A 17,441-nucleotide genomic window follows, 5' to 3' on the forward strand; every position below is an offset into this window, starting at 1 on the left:
CCGGGCGCGGCCTGCCGATTCAGCGTTCAGCTACCTTCACCCGTAGACTGATACGGTCACCCACCCCCCACCAGGGAGCAGCCATAGTGACCGCACAGCCGATTGAGTTGGAAAACGACCCTCGTGAAGAATGCGGCGTATTCGGGGTCTGGGCACCCGGCGAAGAAGTAGCAAAACTCACGTACTACGGCCTGTACGCGCTGCAGCACCGCGGCCAGGAGGCCGCCGGTATCGCTGTTGCCGATGGCTCGCAGGTGGTTGTGTTCAAGGATCTCGGTCTGGTCAGTCAGGTGTTCGACGAGCAGACGCTTGCCGCCATGCTCGGACATGTGGCGATCGGGCACTGCCGTTACTCCACCACCGGCTCGGTGACCTGGGAGAACGCTCAACCCGTGTTCCGGACGACTGCCGCGGGCACCGGGGTGGCGTTGGGACACAACGGGAACCTGGTCAATACCGCCGAACTCACCGAGCGGGCGCGCGACGCGGGACTTATCAATCCGAAGACTCCGGGTATGGCCACGACCGACTCGGACATCATGGGCGCACTGTTGGCGCACGGTGCCGCCGACACCACCATCGAGCAAGCGGCGATGTCGCTGCTGCCCACCGTCCGTGGCGCGTTCTGTCTGGTGTTCATGGATGAGAACACGCTGTACGCGGCTCGCGACCCGCACGGGGTCAGGCCACTGTGCCTGGGCCGTCTCGACACCGGCTGGGTGGTCGCTTCGGAGACCGCGGCCCTCGACATTGTGGGCGCCTCCTTTGTGCGGGACATCGAACCCGGCGAGTTACTGGCCATCGACGCCGACGGCGTTCGCTCCAGCCGATTCGCCAACGCGACACCCAAGACCTGTGTCTTCGAGTACGTGTACCTGGCCCGGCCTGACAGCATGCTCGACGGACGCTCCGTGCACTCCACCCGCGTCGAGATCGGGCGTCGGCTTGCCGCCGAACACTCCGTGGACGCGGACCTGGTGATCGGTGTTCCCGAATCCGGGATTCCGGCGGCCGTCGGGTACGCGCAAGGCTCGGGCATCCCGTATGGGCAGGGATTGATGAAGAACGCCTATGTGGGCCGCACCTTCATCCAGCCGTCGCAGACCATCCGTCAGCTCGGTATCCGCTTGAAGCTCAATCCTCTTCGCGAGGTGATCCGAGGCAAGCGGCTTGTGGTGGTAGACGATTCGATCGTTCGTGGCAACACCCAGCGGGCACTGGTGCGGATGTTGCGTGAGGCCGGGGCCGCCGAGGTGCACGTGCGTATTGCCTCGCCGCCGGTGCGCTGGCCATGCTTCTATGGCATCGACTTCGCTTCTCCCGCAGAACTCATCGCCAACGCGGTGGAGTCCGACGACGAGATGTTCGATGGTGTCCGCACTGCGATTGGTGCCGACAGCCTGGGGTATATCTCTGCCGAAGGGATGGTGGCCGCCACCCAAGAGCCCCGGTCTCGATTGTGCTGCGCATGCTTTGACGGTCAGTACCCGATCGAGCTGCCGAAGGAAACAGCGCTCGGCAAGAATGTGGTCGAAAACATGCTCGCGGCGACCGCGCGGGAGACATCAAGCGACAGCGCGGATCCCGTTCAAGCCCGTTAGGCCTGACGTCCCCGGGGTGGGTACTCCTCAACCACGGTGACGTCGCGAAGCACTTCCGAGCTCGCCTTGATGAGTTCAACCTGGGTGTCGATCATGCCGTCGAGTGCTGTCATAAACGAATGCTGAAGGTCGCCGGTCAGGATTACCTCGTCGATCAAGACGAACAGTTCCGCGACCACTGACGGCATCTGCTCGTAGACGTTGAGCACGACGGTGGCGGTCGCCCCTTGCAGTCCCTGCGACACCACCTGATAGCGGCCCCGGCGGGCGGCGAGAAGTTGTGTTGTGTGGGTGATTTCGACGATCACCCATTCGATGGGTGTCATCAGACCGGCGATTCCGGTCTGCGTGGTGAATTCGTCACCGACGGAGAGATCACTCAGCCGGCGAGTCTCATCAGTGAACGCGAACGGCGCGTGATTGCCGGGTTCGATGTCGCTGGAGGACGGTAGCTCGAAGCTCGCCACCGAAGAGATTTCCTCAAGACTGCGGGAGAACTCGAAACGCCGTTCAGCAGATAGCAAACTCTCCCCCTCGGATCGCGTTGGCCCGAGGTTACGGGATGGAAGGGGAGCGTGCGATGACCGAATTGGGCGAATTACTTGACCGAACGCGCACCGTCTCGGTACTGGGCGGGCGATGCGCCCGTCCAACGCCGAAAGGCCCGGGTGAAAGCGCTCAACTCCGAAAAGCCAAGGCGGATCGACAGATCGCTGAGTGATTCTGCTCCGCTCTCCAGGCTCCTGATGGCCTCTGCGCGGAGGGTGGCATCCCTGACCTCTCGCACCGAGGTGCCGAACTCGCTTCGAAGCGAACGCTGCAGGGCCGACGGCGTCATGTTCAGGGCTGTCGCGATATCGCTGACGGTTGGAATACCTTGCCCAACAGTCGATCTAACGATTCGCTCGACGCGCTCTGGTAGTTCCTGACGATAACCACGGGCGTCGAACCAGATCTGTTCCGGGTGCTCGAGCAGCGAGGTGATCTCCTCCTCGGTGCGCAGAATTGGGGCATCGAGGAGCTTGGCATCCAGAATCATTGCGGCCGAACTACTACCGAACTTGATCGGCGCCCTGAGCAAGTTGCTGCGATCGGATCGTCCGTCCGGGCGGACTTGAGGAAGGCAAATGCGTTCCAGATGTATCGACCGCATGGTCACCCAGCTCCAGAGCAGGACCACGATGGCCAGAGTCCATTCCGTGACCGTGGCATCGGGCAGGCTGAGCGTCGATACCTCTAACGTCACGGTCGCCAAGTCGGTAGATCTGGTCACTGCCAAGCTCGGCACCAGCGGCATGGCATCCCGAAAAGCCGCCCAGCGGGCGAAAGCCGCGCCGGCCGTCTCCGATGTCGCGAGGCTGAACATCAGAACCCCGAGTGTCTCGGGTGGGACCGGCACGGGACTGCTGCCAAATGAGAGGTCGCCCGTGCGGGCGAGGATGTCACGTACCAGCAAGCGAAACTGCTCGGGGCTGACCTCGGCGGGCTCGCCTTCGAGGAACCTTGGCGAAATCTGGACATTCGTCAGCATTTTGGCTGCGTTCAGGCCTTGGCGCTGTGCCAATTCCGCTGCCAGGGTGCCCCAACGCGGCGGGATCGACAGCTGGTCCACGTCACCTCCTGATTGAATATCCGAGAGGTGATCTTGGTATAGATTGTTGCCAGTTTCAACTACCTCGGTACTGCGGCACGTCAATTCCACGCGCGCGCAGGGCCTCTGCCACCTTAGTCAATATGGGCTAATAGTTCGATCCGTTCCCTGACATGGAGGTCGTCGCGATTTCCCTTCCTGTATCCGTGATTTCGATACGGGTGGTCAAGCCTGTCTCATCCATGTGCGCCGTTGACCTGGTCTCACTGGACACGTCAGGGAATTCGTCTAGGACCTCACACGGGAACTTGGCAACGCCCCGATCGATGTGTTGGTGCCCAATGCTGGGGCTCGCGCGCTAGGGCTAGAGCCGGCCTGAACTGACGAAGAAATCGACCAACTCGGTCACCGTTGTCGCCGTGGATCGTGGGTCATAGCCCAGCTCTGTCCGGGCCTTGGTGATATCGACGGCGGGTGACACGGTCAGTTTGTTGAACGCGGCGCGGCTCAGTGCATCGTTCTTCAGCAGCTTGCCGATCGGCTCGATCACCGGGATAGCAGCGTTGAGAAGTCCCATGGGCAGCGCGAACAACGGGCCGCGCTTGCCGACGTGCTGAGCAGCCAAACGGCACACCTGCAACAGGCTGCCCATGTAGCCGCCGAGTAGGTAGTTCTCACCGGTGCGGCCCTTCTCTCCGGCCAGGTAGAGGCCGGCCGCGACATCGCGGGCATCGACCAGGTCGTACTGGCTGTTCACCATGCCGGGCAGTCGGCCGCGCGCACTGTTGAACAGCAGCTGGTTGATGCGCGACAGGTTGGGCAGGTCCACCGGACCGTAAACCCCGGTGGGGTTGCCGATGACGGCATCGAGCCCGGACTCGATGACCTCACGCACAGCTACTTCGCCACCCCATTTGGAGCGCTGGTAGACGGGTAGGTCGGCACCCGTCGAGCGCGGCGACTTCTCGTCGATGGTGGCCACACTGTTGGAGTACGAGTCGATGGAGCTGCAGTGCACCATCCTGCGGGCTCCGACGGTGAGGGCGGCCTGCGCGACGGTGCGCGCGCCTTCGGTGTTGATACGCCAGCACAGCTCGTCTTCGTGCTTGAGGGTGATGACGGCCACCAGGTGGTAGACCACCTCGACGCCTTCGAGGGCCTTGGTCATCGACGCCAGGTCGAGCACATCGCCGGATACCCAGGTCACGGCCCCGCGAGTCTCCGGTGAGCTGGGCACTACGCGGTCGATGGCGACCACGTCATGGCCATTCTCCACGAGGAGATTGACTAGGTTGGTACCAATGAAGCCGGCGGCTCCGGTGACGGCAGTCTTCATTTCTGTCCCTCGGGTGGCTCGGGTGTGGTGACCGCCGAGCGCTGACGCGGACGGCGGGATCGCAACCAACCTACCTAACGCTCGCTTGGTTGGCCTTGTGACATGTATTGCACCGCACCTCAGCGGGTTGGGGCAAGTGTTGCCATACTCGTCGGATGCGCAAACTGGCCGTGGCGGCATCCGTGCTGCTCGTTGCCGGGTGTGGAGTGGGTAGGCCACCGGGAGCTGTCGACGGTGAGTACCTCACGGTGGGTACTACGGACCGCGTTTCCACCCTCGACCCAGCGGGGGCTTACGACAACGGCTCGTTTCAGATCGAGAACCAGGTCTACCCATTTTTGATGAACTTCACCCCCGGGACCGGCGACCTCAAACCCGACTTGGCGTCATCGTGCGGCTTCAAAAACCCCACGGTGTACAGCTGCACGCTCAAGCCCGGCTCCGTGTTCGCCAACGGGCACAAGCTGACGTCCTCGGATGTGAAGTACTCGTACGACCGCGAGCGCGTGATCGACGATCCCAACGGGCCGCAGTCGCTGCTGGCCAACCTCGATCGTATTGAGACACCCGATGACCTGACCGTCGACTTCCGGCTCAAACTCCCCAACGATCAGACGTTTCCTCAGGTGCTCGCCACCAATGCCGGACCCATCATCGATGAAGAGGTCTTCCCGCCGGACCGGCTGCTCGATGACGACGCCATCGCGCGTGCCGAGCCGTTCGCGGGTCCCTACACCATCACCTCGCACAGCAAGAACCAGCTGATCGGGTTGCGGGCCAATCCCACATACATTGGCGGACTGGGTAAGCCGCAATGGGAGCTGGTCGGTATCAAGTACTACACCGGTGGCGAGAACCTGAAGATCGACATCGAGAACCGGGCCATCGACATCGCCTACCGGAGTCTGTCGCCCAACGACATCGAGACACTGCGGGTCAATCCGCGCCTTGCCGTGCACGAGGGGCCCGGTGGCGAGCTCCGATACATCGTCTTCAATCTCAAGACGATGCCGGGCGGCACGGATGCCCAGAAGCTCGCCGTCCGCAAGGCGGTGTCTTCGTTGGTTGATCGTGAAGCACTGTCCCGCAACGTGTACAAGGGCATCTATACCCCGGCCTATTCGGTGGTGCCGGACTCTATGACGGGTGCTACCGAATCATTCAAGACACTATATGGGGCCAAGCCCAACGTGGAGCTGGCTCGAAAGTTCTTGTCTGATGCCAAGATTTCAGTCCCGGTGCTCATAAATCTGCAGTACAACCCGGATCATTACGGGAGTAATTCATCGGAGGAGTACGCGGCGGTCAAGGGGCAACTCGAGTCGTCCGGCCTTTTCCGGGTGGATTTGCAGTCGACAGAGTGGGTTGCCTATCAGGAGAGGCGGTCATCGGACTCGTACCCCGTGTATCAGTTCGGTTGGTTCCCCGATTTCCCCGATCCTGACAACTATCTGACGCCATTCTTCATGCCGGACAACATGGTCGTGAACCACTTCGAGAACGACACCATCACGCGGCTCATCACCGCCGAGGCCACCGAACCCGACCGGGCCAAGCGCTTGAGCATCATCGGGCAGATCCAGGACCTGATGGCACGGGACTATATTTCGACGCTTCCGCTGCTCACCGGAAAACAGATTGCGGTGTCGGTGAAGAACGTCGAGGGGATCAAGCTCGGCCCCTCGTTCAAATTCCAGTTCACTCCGCTGAAGAAGACGGGCAGCGCCGCATGAGCACCACGCTGCTGCGCTATCTCGGGGTACGTCTGGCACTGATCATTCCGACGGCATGGATCCTGATGACGCTGGTGTTCGTGCTCATGCGCGGTATCGGCGATCCCATCACCGCACAGGCCGGTGGGCGGCTCACGCCCGCCGAGATCGCCAAACGCAAGGCCGAGGCGGGGTTCGACCGGCCCATCTGGACCCAATATTGGGAGTACCTCAGCGGCGTGCTGCGCGGGGACTTTGGGCGCACGTTGACCGACAAGCGATCGATAACCGACATCATCGTGGTCAACGGTGCCGCCACCCTCGAGCTTGCCGTCGGTGCGATCCTCTTGGCCCTGGTGGTAGGTATTCCCTTGGGGCGACTGGCGGCAACGCATCGTGACAAGATCACCGACGTGTCGTTACGACTGGCGGCGGTGTTCTTCTACGCGGCCCCGGTGTTCTTCGTCGCGATCCTGCTCAAGCTCTTCTTCTCGGTGAAACTGGGATGGTTGCCGGCCTCGGGGCGCAGCACCGTGGGGACCGAGATCGCGCTGGATGCCATGCCGCACCGCACCCACCTGCTGCTAGTCGACACCGTGTTGTACGGCAACAGTGGATATTTCGTGGACGCGCTCAAACATCTGGTGCTACCGGTGCTGGCGCTTGGGCTGCTGACCGCCGGGGTGTTCCTGCGATTGGTGCGCGTCAATCTCTTGCAGACGTTGCGTGCGGGGTACGTGGACGCGGCCCGGGCCCGTGGGCTTTCGGAAAGAGTCGTCGTGGGTCGGCATGCCTTCCGGAACTCACTGGTGCCGGTGGTCACGGTGATGGGTATGCAGATTGCCATGCTGCTCGCCGGTGCCGTGCTGACCGAAACGGCCTTCGAATGGAATGGATTGGGCTCACAACTGGCGCACTATCTTTCGGCGCGTGACTTCGTCGCGGTGCAGGGCATTGTCACCGTGATCGCGATCATCGTGGCGGTGATGAGTTTCGTCATCGATGTGGTGGTCGCCTTTATCGACCCGAGGGTGAGGTTCTGATGACGGCATCGGTCAGGGCACCTTTGGGGGACCGGCTACGCGGCCTGCCGGGTGTGGGTCTGTTGCGTTCCACGCATGGCCTGCAGCGGTTCACACTGGTGGCCGGTCTGGTCCTGGTCGCGGGATTTATCCTCGTTGCGATACTGGCGCCCTTGTTGGCGCCGTACGGGTTCGCCCAGACCAATGTGGACGGTGTCGATTTTGTGCGTCAGCAGGCGCCGTCCTGGCAGCACTGGTTCGGAACGTCGGTGCGTGGTGAAGATGTGTTCTCGCGGGTGCTGTTCGGTGCCCGCACCGCACTGCTGGTCATAGTGACCTCGCTGGTGGTGTCCCTGCCGGTGGGCGTGGCGCTGGGTCTGACCTCCGGTTACCTGGGCGGCTGGCTGGACCGGGTGCTGGTGCTGGTGATGGACGCGTTGTACGCCATGCCCTCCCTTCTGCTGGCCATCGTGGTGTCGATTGCGGTCACTGGTGGTCAATCCAGCACCGGCGGAGGCATTCTCGCCGCAGCCATTGCCATCATGGCCGTCTTTGTGCCGCAGTACTTCCGGGTGGTGCGCAACGCCACCGTTGGCGTCAAACAAGAGCCGTTCGTGGACGCCGCACGGGTCACCGGGGCCAGCACCCCACGAATCTTGTTCCGGCACATCCTGTCCAATGTCACCTCGTCGCTACCGGTGATCATCACCCTCAACGGTGCCGAGGCCATCCTGACGCTGGCAGGACTCGGATTCCTCGGCTTCGGCATCGAACCCACCCAAGCCGCCGAATGGGGCTATGACCTGAACAAAGCGCTATCGGATGTGGCGAACGGCATTTGGTGGACGGGAGTCTTTCCCGGTACCGCCATTGTGCTGGTAGTGCTCGGGATGACGCTGGTGGGCGAGAGTCTCAACGAGATCATCAACCCGCTCCTGCGGACCAGGCGGGGGGAAGCATGAGCGATAAGGAACCGTTGGCCGCTCTGTCGTTCCGGTCGCTGTCGGTGACCTTCAGCACCGACAGCGGCTCCGTCGCTGCCGTCGAAGATGTGTCATTCGACGTCAGGCCGGGAGAGGTGCTGGCGGTCGTCGGTGAGTCGGGTTCGGGTAAGTCGGTGTCCTCGCGCACCGCCATCCGGCTGCTCCCCGAGACCGCACGCATTACCGGTTCAGTCCTGCTCGACGGCCGCGACGTGACCACGTTGTCGGCTCGCGAGCTGACAGCCATGCGCGGCAAGGACATCGCCATGGTTTTCCAGGAGCCCGGTGCGGCACTGGATCCTCTGTTCACCATCGGATATCAAGTGAGTGAGGCGGTCCGCGCGCACTCGGATATGACACGCGCACAGGCCCGCGCGCGTGTCATCGAACTACTCAAGCTTGTACAGCTGCCCGATCCAGAGCGTCGTTACGACTGCTATCCGCATCAGCTCTCCGGTGGCCAGAAACAGCGTGTGGTCATCGCGATCGCCATCGCGTGTGACCCCACGGTCATCATCGCCGATGAACCGACCACCGCCCTGGACGTGACGGTGCAGGCCGAAATCTTGGAACTCCTCAGAGATCTGCGGGACAGGATCGGCAGTGCGATCGTGCTCATCACCCACAACATGGGTGTGGTGGCCGATATCGCCGACCGAGTCGTCGTCATGAAGCAGGGGAAGGTCGTCGAAATAGCGCCGGTGGAACAGCTTTTCGCTGAGCCGGCCGAACCGTACACCCGGGCGCTGCTGGCGGCGGTCCCGCACCTGGGACAGGGAGACCCCGAACATGCTCCCACCCAGGCCGGGGAACCGGCCGAGCCCGTCCTGGAGGTGTCCCACCTGGTCGTGGAGTTCCCCGGTCTACTGGGTCGCTCATCCTTCCGTGCGGTCGACGATGTGAGCTTCAGTATTGGCCGTGGGAAGACCCTCGGGCTGGTGGGGGAGTCGGGCTCCGGAAAGTCGACCATCGGGCGATGCGTGGCCGCGCTGCAGCAGCCTGCCTCGGGTTCGGTGCGGATGCTTGGGCAGGAGCTCGTGGGCATGAGTCAACGCAAGCTGCGCCCGCTGCGCGCCAAGTTCGGGTTCGTCTTTCAGGACCCCGCAACCTCGCTGAATCCGAAAATGCGTGTGGGTGACTGTATTGCCGAGCCCATGCGGGTGCACCGATATGGCGATCAGCGCAAGATTCTCACCCGCGTGGCTGAGTTGATCGATGCCGTGCAGCTTCCGGCCGGCACGGAGAATCGTTATCCCCATGAATTGTCCGGGGGGCAACGCCAGCGTGCCAACCTGGCCCGGGCGCTTGCACTGGGACCCGACCTGTTGGTCGCCGACGAGCCCACCAGCGCGCTTGACGTGTCGGTACAGGCGGCCGTCCTGGACCTGTTCGAGGAACTACAGCGTCAGTGGCAGTTCGCCTGCCTATTCATCAGTCACGATCTGGCCGTGGTGGATCGACTGGCCGACGAGGTTGCGGTGCTGCGCCACGGTGTCCTGGAAGAGTTGGGCCCGCGCCGCGAGATTCTGCATAACCCGTCCACCGAATACACCCGCACATTGGTTGCCGCTGTGCCGGTTCCGGATCCCGTAGAACAACGGCGGCGGCGCGGACTCTAAGAGTCGCCTGCGGCGTGTTCGTGGGACGGCCCGTCTGCGGACTTCTTGTGGTCGCCGGAATCCGGGCGGGAGCGCGTACCCGAATGTCCTGCCTTGCTGTCACCGCTACCCGCTGCCGATCCAGGGCCTGATCCCGACGTGCTCGTGGTCGCTTTCGGCGTGGAGGACTGTTGCCCGCCAATGCTGTTCGATGATCCACTGCGTGCGGATGTGCCGTTGGTGGCGTGCATCTCCGGTCCCGCGCCCGTGGTCGCCGTGCCGCCCGTCGCGCTATCCGTCGGTGACTTGGCCGTCTTCGAGGTCTTCGTGGACGGCGAATCCGTTGCGGTGCGGCCAGTCGGGTGCCCTGCGGGCTTACCGCCCGGCGTAGTGCCGCTGCGCTCGGCTACCCCGTTGGCACCGATGCCGATTTTCGTTGTGATTCCCGTGGGTTCAGGCGCCGGGGGCTTCTGGTCCGTCTTGGCGGGGTGATCCGCCGGTGGGGAGCTCTTGGTGCTCGGCGCCCGTTCTGCAGGGCTGCTGGCGACTGTCACACCGTGCGTTTCGCTGATGGAGACCGATTGACCATTGCGCTTCAGCGTGACATCGCGCCCCGCTACCTCGAGTGTCGCCCCCGAGGGCGTGGTGACCGTGGTGCCGGTAGCAGACTTGCCAGTTGATTCGCGAGATTGCCTGGCAGCGTTCTGTTGTGCGGCACCGGGTTGCTCGTCGATGGTCGCGACGACCTTGCCGCCCTCGGACACGGTCGTCGTGCCGCCGTCGCGGGTGAGAGTGGTACCCGGATTGACCTTGACCTGATCGGCCGTGCGCGGCGCCGACTGGCTGGACTTGAGGTAATTGGTCACCGCCGAGATGACGTCCCCGGTGTTCAGGCCGTGGTCTACCGCCCCGTCTCGCGGCACGCCGGGCAACGAATGCACTTCCATGTTGACCGCCGTGGAACCCGGTGCCGCTGTGATGAATTGAGCCCGGTATGGCGTAGCCACCACGTCGTCCTTGGTGCTCACCACCAGATAGTCGACACCAGGTTTGGTGTCCGGAAGCTTGTCGAGTTTCTCGAGAAATCGGCTGCCGACGGTTTGTTGCGCTAACGACGGCCACGCCAATGTGCTGGCGGCCGTGTAGATCACGTCTTTGACGGGCTTCCAGCCGTTGATATCGACGGAATTGCCGACGGGGCCGACGAAGTCCGCGAGCCCGCTGAAGGTGGTGCCGTGGGTAGACGGCGCCAACTGAACGACGTTGGCGACCCTGTCAGATTTGTCCTGCGCCACGAAATTCTTGATCAGCAGGCCGCCCTGTGAATGGCCTACCAGGTCGACCTTGCCCGCGCCGGTTTGGTCCAAGACCGTCGCTACTTCGTCGGCGAGCTGTTGGGTGGACACCTCGACGTCACCGAATCCGCGCAGCCCGATCTTTTTTCCGATCGACCCGACGAGACCCTGGAATCCCTTCTGTCCGTATTCGAAAGTGAATGCCTTCATTCCGGCATCGTGCAGACTTGTCGTCATAGCGTCCCAGTACTTTTGATTCTCGGCGGTCCCGTGTATCAAGACCACCGGGATACTCCCGGGTGCGGGACTGCCGGCTTCGGAAGGGGACGTGAGGGATTCGGACGTGATGACCGCGTCGAGCCCCCGGCCGTTCTCGCCCGGGTTCAGTGAAACGGTGGCGCGCCGGGTGATCGTCAAGCTTTCCAGAGGTGTCGAGCTGGAGGTCAGGGAGATGAAACCCGATTCGACCGTGAGTGTCACAGGACCGGCCACTGGCAGCTCGGGCCTTACCCGCAGGGCGGTAGGCGTTCCGTCTGTGACAACCAATGATGCGACCAGTGCCGCGGCCAGCAGGCCGCGCAGCCTGCGTGCACGCGGGTGATGTGAGGACAGATTCCGGAGGTCACTGCTCGCGCGGTGCGACGCCGTCGGCATGAAGACGACGGTAGGTGTTCAACCGGCGGATTGCATGTCGAGAACGCCAATTTTGTTGCAACACTGGCAGTTTGTGACTGGCATCACGGTGGACGTTCGATTGGCTAGCCCAGAAGTGAGAAGGGCCGCGCCTCCTCGATCTCCAATGCCAACTCGAGCAACGTGCGTTCACTGCCGCGACGACCACTGAACATGACCCCGATAGGCAGGCCGTCGGGATCCTGGCCGAGCGGCAGCGATATCGCCGGAGCACCGGATGCGTTGTGCACCGGAGTGAATCCCACATAGGAGCTCAGCTTGTCCAGCAACACCTCGGGATCCTGGTCGGGGGTGAGGTACCCGATCCGCGGCGTGGTGTGGGTCAGCACCGGAGTGAGCACTGCGTCGATGCCGGTGGTAAATCCTCGCTCGTACACCCGGGCCGATGCGGCCAGCCGGGCCAAGAACAGCGGCGTGCGATACGACCGCCGGACAAACCTGCGACTGAGCCCGACCGTGAGCGGATCCAGCCGGGAGGCGTCGAACCCGTCGAATAACCGGGGGCCACCCTTGGCGACCGCGAACGCCAAGAAGGACCAGTAATCCTCGAAGTCGACCTTGAAAGAGGGCAGGACCGCCGGTGCGTACGGCTCGACGGTGTGGCCAAGTGATTCAAGCAATTCCGCCGCGGAATTCACCGCTTGCCGGGTCGCGGTATCCGTGGCCGGAGTAAACGGGGAATCCATGCACAACCCGATGCGCAGCCGCTGCTGCACCGGGCGATCCACGCGGCCGATCGGCGTCAGCTTGGGGTTGCGATAGTGCAGCTCGGCCGCCTCGAAGAACCGTGCGCAGTCGCGGACGCTGCGAACCAGCACCCCGTCGGCGACGATCTTCACGGGCGCCGAGCTGCTCGACGGATCGCCCAAAAGCCTTCCGCGACTGGGTTTGAGGCCTACCAGACCGCAGGCGGCCGCCGGAATCCGAATGGAACCGCCGCCGTCGTTACCGTGGGCGATCGGTACCACCCCGGCGGCCACCAGTGCGGCCGAGCCGCCCGAGGATCCTCCGGCTGAGAAGTCGGTATGCCAGGGGTTGCGTGTGACCGAGCCGCCCGAACGTTCCGTACTGGCCGACCAGCCGTATTCGGGCATGGTCGTCGATGCGATGGGGACCAACCCGGTGCTGAGGAACTGCTGCGTGAATGGTCCGTCTGCGGTCTGCAGTATCGGTGTAATCGCCGCGGAGCCTTCGGTCAGCGGCATGCCCGCGACATGGATGTTGCACTTTGTCGCGGTGGGCACGCCCCGAAAAGCGGCGGAGTCTTCGGCGGCATCCTCGATCTGTTGTGCGCGTTCCCGTGCCCGCGGAAAATCCTTGAACTCGACCGCATTGAGCGCAGGGTTGACGCGCTCTAGGCGCACGATGGCGGCGTCGGCACACTCTGCGGCGGTGACCTCGCCCGAGGCGATCCGCTCCGCAACCCCGGTGGCATCCAGGTCGCCCAGGGCGTCCTCGGTGAATGCGTGCACGCGTGTCATGCGTGACCTCCTAAGTAGGCGACGATCGCGTTGGTCAGCCCTCGGCGGGCCTCCTCCAGATCCGAATAGGTTCCCAGCTGCTTTTCCGACACAAGTCCACGCATGGCACCGGGAATGAAGGCTGCCACCTCGCGCACCCGGACGGGATCCACGTCCAAGCCGTCGAACGCCAGTTGGCACGCCCGCGCCCAACGATGCTTCCATGAGGCCAGCTCGGCGGCGGTGTGGGGGTACAGCCGTTCCAACTCGGCAGATTCGTGGGGCAGTGCTCGGCGCAGGTTCTCGATGGCCCGAGAGTCGGGGGATGTCAATCCTCGATAGAGGGTTTCGACGATCTTGCTGACCCGGCGATCCAGCGGGCCTTCCGGATCGGACCGCCACGGCTGGTCGCCGCGGCGCTCGGCGGTGCGCTGCAACACCGCAGCCCACAGGCCATCGATATCGCCGAACTGGTACTTCACCGCGCCCCAGGTGGCACCGCACTCCTTGGCGATTCTGTTCGCCGACACGGCGGTGGGATCACCCGATGCAAGCACCCGCAGCGCGGCATCGAGCATGCTCTCCCGGGTCGCCAGGCCGCGACGATTGGCGCGCCGCCCCGTGGCTACCCCTTCGCTCATCTCAGTGATGCTAGCCGCCGAAGAATTTTTCATAGAAGTCTCTGTGAAAAATGCGGGGAGTGGATTACTGTCGCCGCGTAGGGAGGTTCCGATGCCCAAGCCGCCGTTGTCGATGAAGCCCACGGGATGGTTCCAGGTCGCGTGGTCGGCGGAGATCGCCGTCGGTGCCGTGCACCGGATGACCTACTTTGGGCGCGAGATGGTGGCCTGGCGCGCGCACTCGGGTGAACTCGCCGTCATGGATGCCTACTGCGAGCACCTCGGCGCGCACCTCGGGCACGGTGGGCATGTCGAAGGCGATCGCATCGTCTGTCCTTTTCATGGCTGGGAATGGAACCGCGACGGCAAGAATGTGTGCATCCCTTACGAAAAACGGCCGAATCCGTTGCGGCGCATCAGAAGCTACCCGGTCGTGGAACGTAACGAGGCCGTGTACATCTGGCACGACGTTGATGGCATCGACCCGTATTTCGACGTCCCGGACGTCTTCACCGGATTCGAAGACGGCAGCAGCGCCCGGGACTACTACCCGGGATATCCGCACAGCACGCTGTATCGCGAACGCCTCCAACTACATCCGCAGTACGTTCTCGAAAATGGAGTCGACTTCGCGCATTTCAAATACGTGCACAAAACTCCGTTCATTCCGAAGTTCACCCGGCAGGAGTTCGAGCGGCCCGTCTCCTATGTCGACTTCACCATTTCCTTCGACGAGGTGCCGGGTATGTCTGCCGAAGACATGAGAAGTGGTGTGCGGGCTATCAACGGCGGCCTGGGTGTCGCCGTCACCAAGAGCTGGGGGATGATCGACAACCGCACCGTCTCGGCGGTGACCCCCGTCGACGACGAGACCTGTGACGTCAGATTCACCGTCTTCATCGGACGGCCACCCGGGGGTGATTCCGGCGGCGCGACCGAACCCCCGCAGAACGCAAAGGCCTTTGCGCAGGCCATCATCGACCAATTTCTCGCCGATATCCACATCTGGTCTCACCAACGTTACTCGGACCCACCCGCCCTGGTGCGGGCCGAACACGAAGGCTTCATCGCCCTACGGAAATGGGCGACCCAGTTCTATCCGGAGGAAGTCCGAACATGAGTGGAATCAGGGTTTTTCAGGTGGCGACTGGAAACGTCGGCACCGAGATGATCAAACGTATCGCTCAGCATCCCGACCTCGAGCTGGCCGGATTGCATTGTTACTCAAGAGAAAAGGTTGGTCGAGACGCCGGTGAGCTGGTAGGTCTGGAACCCAATGGGGTGATCGCCACCGGTACCGTCGAAGAGATCATTGCCGCCAAACCTGATGTGCTGACCTTCCACGGTGTGTTCCCCGACGAGGATCTCTATGTGCGGGTGCTCGAAGCGGGTATCGACATCGTCACCACCGCCGACTGGATCACCGGACACCACCGAGACCGGAACCACCCGCATCCGTCGGGGCGGCCGACAAGCGAGGTGTTACAGGAAGCCTGCGAGCGTGGCGGTTCCACCTTCTATGGCACCGGGATGAACCCGGGGCTCACGCAGATCCTGGGGGTCATCCACTCCTGCGATGTCGCAGAGATCGAAAACGTGACGGTCATCGAATCGGTGGATGTGTCCTGTCATCACTCGGTGGACTCCTGGGAGATGGTCGGATACGGACGCCCCATCGACGACCCGGAGATCCCGGCACTGCTGGAGAAGGGCACCCGTGTCTTCGCCGACGGCGTGTACCTGATGGCCGACTGTTTTGGCCTCGAGCTCGACGACGTCACGTTTTCCTATGAGCTGGGCGCGTGCACCGAAGACGTCGACCTCGGTTGGTACCGATTGCCCAAGGGCTCCCTGGGCGCCAATTACCTGAAGTATCAAGGGATTGTCGGCGGCACACCCAAGGTCGAGGTGCATGTCGAATGGCAGATGACCCCCAAGACGCAGCCGCATTGGAACGTCAAGGGCTGCTACATCACAAAGATCCAGGGTGACCCCTGCGTGTACAGCAAACACATGGTCATTCCCAGGCCCGGCACCGACTTCTCCGACCCGGCGGCCTTCGCGTCTGTCGGAATGACCGTCACCGGGCTGCCCGCGCTCAACGCCATCCGGAGCGTCATCGATGCCCCGCCCGGCATCCTCACCTCGGCCGACCTGCCCCTGCGTGGATTCGCGGGACGGTTCAAGTAGGGCTGTGCGGACACCGCTGCCAGCCGGGACGGGTAGCCTAAGGCCCGATATGAGCGAGCGAGCCGACAAACCCAGTAACTCGTACGCCGCGGCCGGTGTGGATATCGAAGCCGGCGACCGGGCGGTCGAGCTGTTCAAGAAATCTGTCGCCAAGACCCACCGCCCCGAGGTGCTGGGGGGTATCGGGGGCTTCGCCGGGCTCTTCGCCCTCAAGGGCGGGTACCGCGAGCCGGTGCTCGCGGCCTCCACCGATGGCGTCGGCACCAAGATCGCCGTCGCGCAGGCCATGGACAAACGCGACACCGTGGGCCTGGACCTGGTGGCCATGGTCGTCGATGACCTCGTGGTGTGCGGGGCTGAGCCGCTCTTCCTGCAGGACTACATCGCCGTCGGCAAGGTGGTGCCCGAACGCGTCAGTGAGCTGGTCGCCGGCATCGCCGAAGGATGCGCCATCGCAGGCTGCGCACTGCTCGGCGGCGAGACCGCCGAGCATCCAGGTCTGATGGCTCCCGATGACTTCGACCTGTCGGCCACCGGTGTCGGCATCGTCGAAGCAGACCGCGTACTGGGACCCGACCGGGTGCGTCCGGGCGATGTCGTGATCGCGATGAGGTCCTCGGGTCTGCATTCCAACGGGTACTCACTGGCTCGGCACGTGCTGCTGGAAATCGACCGGATGGACCTGTTCGGACAGATCGAGGAGTTCGGCCGCACCCTCGGCGAGGAGCTTCTCGAGCCCACCCGCATCTACGCCAAGGACTGCCTGGCGCTGGCGGCCGAGACCGAGGTGCGGACCTTCTGCCATGTCACCGGTGGCGGACTCGCAGGCAACCTTGCCCGGGTCATTCCCGACGGATTGGTCGCCGAGCTCGAGCGCGGTAGTTGGACCCCTGGCCCGATCTTCGCGATGATCGCCCAGCGCGGCCGGATCGAGCGTGCCGAGATGGAGAAGACCTTCAACATGGGCGTCGGTATGGTCGCCGTCGTCGCACCCGAAGACGTGGACAGGGCGCTCGCCGTCCTGACCGCACGGCACATCGACTGCTGGACCCTTGGCACGATCAAGAAGTCGGGCAAGGATGCGGGCAGCGAAAATGCGGTGCTGGTGGGCCAGCACCCGAGGTTCTAGGGAGAAGCGATACCTGGAGCCTTAGCGGCGCCAGGCGTCCTCGTCTTCAGTCCAGCGATCGCCGGTGCGGTCATCGTCCGGCTGAGATACCGGAGCCCCCGAAAGCTCACGGCGGAGTTGCTCGAGATCCGTGTTAGGAGAGCTGTATTTCAGCTCGCGAGCAACCTTGGTCTGCTTTGCCTTTGCCCGGCCGCGGCCCATGGGGGAACCC

Annotated in this window: 15 protein-coding genes and 1 pseudogene; 8 read left to right on the plus strand and 8 right to left on the minus strand. The window is 63.3% G+C overall.

Annotated elements, in window-relative coordinates:
- The first annotated feature begins 86 nt into the window (after window positions 1–86).
- Window positions 87–1,601 (plus strand): amidophosphoribosyltransferase, encoded by a 1,515-nt coding sequence (gene purF / locus BB28_RS03375; protein WP_030094221.1) that lies wholly within the window; start codon window positions 87–89, stop codon window positions 1,599–1,601.
- Here the strand turns inward: purF and BB28_RS03380 are convergent.
- From BB28_RS03380 to BB28_RS03390, 4 genes and pseudogenes are all read right to left on the minus strand, one after another.
- Window positions 1,598–2,125: a hypothetical protein gene (locus BB28_RS03380; RefSeq protein ID WP_046252521.1), complete on the minus strand. Its 528-nt coding sequence runs from the start codon at window positions 2,123–2,125 to the stop codon at window positions 1,598–1,600. The genes purF and BB28_RS03380 overlap by 4 nt on opposite strands.
- A 74-nt stretch (window positions 2,126–2,199) precedes the next feature.
- Window positions 2,200–3,213 carry an AraC family transcriptional regulator gene (locus BB28_RS03385; protein WP_046255497.1) on the minus strand — a complete coding sequence of 338 codons (1,014 nt, stop codon included), beginning with the start codon at window positions 3,211–3,213 and terminating at the stop codon, window positions 2,200–2,202.
- 55 nt (window positions 3,214–3,268) lie between these two features.
- Window positions 3,269–3,377 (minus strand): annotated as a pseudogene (locus BB28_RS25760) (MarR family transcriptional regulator); the annotation flags it as partial.
- A 179-nt stretch (window positions 3,378–3,556) separates the two neighbouring features.
- Window positions 3,557–4,528: an NAD-dependent epimerase/dehydratase family protein gene (locus tag BB28_RS03390; RefSeq protein WP_030094224.1), complete on the minus strand. Its 972-nt coding sequence runs from the start codon at window positions 4,526–4,528 to the stop codon at window positions 3,557–3,559.
- A 206-nt stretch (window positions 4,529–4,734) separates the two neighbouring features.
- Between BB28_RS03390 and BB28_RS03395 the strand changes: the two genes are divergently transcribed.
- From BB28_RS03395 to BB28_RS03410, 4 genes are read left to right on the plus strand one after another with little or no spacing between them, the layout of a single operon-like run.
- Window positions 4,735–6,261 (plus strand): ABC transporter substrate-binding protein, encoded by a 1,527-nt coding sequence (locus tag BB28_RS03395; protein ID WP_081252339.1) that lies wholly within the window; start codon window positions 4,735–4,737, stop codon window positions 6,259–6,261.
- Entirely contained in the window at window positions 6,258–7,283 is a 1,026-nt protein-coding gene (locus BB28_RS03400) for an ABC transporter permease (RefSeq protein ID WP_046252523.1), read from the plus strand. The genes BB28_RS03395 and BB28_RS03400 overlap by 4 nt, the downstream gene beginning before the upstream one ends.
- Entirely contained in the window at window positions 7,283–8,224 is a 942-nt protein-coding gene (locus BB28_RS03405; protein ID WP_046252524.1) for an ABC transporter permease, read from the plus strand. Before BB28_RS03400 ends, BB28_RS03405 begins: the two co-directional genes overlap by 1 nt.
- A complete protein-coding gene (locus BB28_RS03410; protein ID WP_046252525.1) occupies window positions 8,221–9,864 on the plus strand; it encodes an ABC transporter ATP-binding protein in 1,644 nt (547 codons plus the stop codon). Before BB28_RS03405 ends, BB28_RS03410 begins: the two co-directional genes overlap by 4 nt.
- Here the strand turns inward: BB28_RS03410 and BB28_RS03415 are convergent.
- From BB28_RS03415 to BB28_RS03425, 3 genes are all read right to left on the minus strand, one after another.
- Window positions 9,861–11,792: an esterase/lipase family protein gene (locus BB28_RS03415; RefSeq protein ID WP_046252526.1), complete on the minus strand. Its 1,932-nt coding sequence runs from the start codon at window positions 11,790–11,792 to the stop codon at window positions 9,861–9,863. The genes BB28_RS03410 and BB28_RS03415 overlap by 4 nt on opposite strands.
- 104 nt (window positions 11,793–11,896) lie before the next feature.
- Window positions 11,897–13,312 (minus strand): amidase, encoded by a 1,416-nt coding sequence (locus tag BB28_RS03420; RefSeq protein WP_046252527.1) that lies wholly within the window; start codon window positions 13,310–13,312, stop codon window positions 11,897–11,899.
- Complete coding sequence (locus BB28_RS03425; protein ID WP_030094231.1) at window positions 13,309–13,869, minus strand: TetR/AcrR family transcriptional regulator; 561 nt, start codon at window positions 13,867–13,869, stop codon at window positions 13,309–13,311. The genes BB28_RS03420 and BB28_RS03425 overlap by 4 nt, the downstream gene beginning before the upstream one ends.
- Before the next feature lie 154 nt (window positions 13,870–14,023).
- Here BB28_RS03425 and BB28_RS03430 point away from each other — a divergent pair, with 154 nt between their 5' ends.
- From BB28_RS03430 to purM, 3 genes are read left to right on the plus strand one after another with little or no spacing between them, the layout of a single operon-like run.
- Window positions 14,024–15,031: a Rieske 2Fe-2S domain-containing protein gene (locus tag BB28_RS03430; protein WP_046252528.1), complete on the plus strand. Its 1,008-nt coding sequence runs from the start codon at window positions 14,024–14,026 to the stop codon at window positions 15,029–15,031.
- Window positions 15,028–16,101 carry an NAD(P)H-dependent amine dehydrogenase family protein gene (locus BB28_RS03435; protein ID WP_046252529.1) on the plus strand — a complete coding sequence of 358 codons (1,074 nt, stop codon included), beginning with the start codon at window positions 15,028–15,030 and terminating at the stop codon, window positions 16,099–16,101. Before BB28_RS03430 ends, BB28_RS03435 begins: the two co-directional genes overlap by 4 nt.
- Before the next feature lie 49 nt (window positions 16,102–16,150).
- Window positions 16,151–17,230: a phosphoribosylformylglycinamidine cyclo-ligase gene (gene purM / locus BB28_RS03440; RefSeq protein WP_046252530.1), complete on the plus strand. Its 1,080-nt coding sequence runs from the start codon at window positions 16,151–16,153 to the stop codon at window positions 17,228–17,230.
- 21 nt (window positions 17,231–17,251) lie between these two features.
- Here the strand turns inward: purM and BB28_RS24360 are convergent, their stop codons facing one another.
- Window positions 17,252–17,431, minus strand: coding sequence for a DUF3073 domain-containing protein (locus BB28_RS24360; protein WP_030094235.1), 180 nt, complete (start codon window positions 17,429–17,431; stop codon window positions 17,252–17,254).
- Window positions 17,432–17,441 lie beyond the last annotated feature (10 nt).

Source organism: Mycobacteroides chelonae CCUG 47445 (assembly GCF_001632805.1).
GTDB classification, from domain to species: domain Bacteria; phylum Actinomycetota; class Actinomycetes; order Mycobacteriales; family Mycobacteriaceae; genus Mycobacterium; species Mycobacterium chelonae.

Coding starts and splice junctions, on each gene's coding strand:
- BB28_RS03390 (WP_030094224.1), bottom strand. CDS start 4,528: ATGAAGACTGCCGTCACCGGAGCCGCCGGCTTCATTGGTACCAACCTA.
- BB28_RS03400 (WP_046252523.1), top strand. CDS start 6,258: ATGAGCACCACGCTGCTGCGCTATCTCGGGGTACGTCTGGCACTGATC.
- BB28_RS03405 (WP_046252524.1), top strand. CDS start 7,283: ATGACGGCATCGGTCAGGGCACCTTTGGGGGACCGGCTACGCGGCCTG.
- BB28_RS03410 (WP_046252525.1), top strand. CDS start 8,221: ATGAGCGATAAGGAACCGTTGGCCGCTCTGTCGTTCCGGTCGCTGTCG.
- BB28_RS03415 (WP_046252526.1), bottom strand. CDS start 11,792: ATGCCGACGGCGTCGCACCGCGCGAGCAGTGACCTCCGGAATCTGTCC.
- BB28_RS03420 (WP_046252527.1), bottom strand. CDS start 13,312: ATGACACGCGTGCACGCATTCACCGAGGACGCCCTGGGCGACCTGGAT.
- BB28_RS03425 (WP_030094231.1), bottom strand. CDS start 13,869: ATGCTCGATGCCGCGCTGCGGGTGCTTGCATCGGGTGATCCCACCGCC.
- BB28_RS03430 (WP_046252528.1), top strand. CDS start 14,024: ATGCCCAAGCCGCCGTTGTCGATGAAGCCCACGGGATGGTTCCAGGTC.
- BB28_RS03435 (WP_046252529.1), top strand. CDS start 15,028: ATGAGTGGAATCAGGGTTTTTCAGGTGGCGACTGGAAACGTCGGCACC.
- purM (WP_046252530.1), top strand. CDS start 16,151: ATGAGCGAGCGAGCCGACAAACCCAGTAACTCGTACGCCGCGGCCGGT.
- BB28_RS24360 (WP_030094235.1), bottom strand. CDS start 17,431: ATGGGCCGCGGCCGGGCAAAGGCAAAGCAGACCAAGGTTGCTCGCGAG.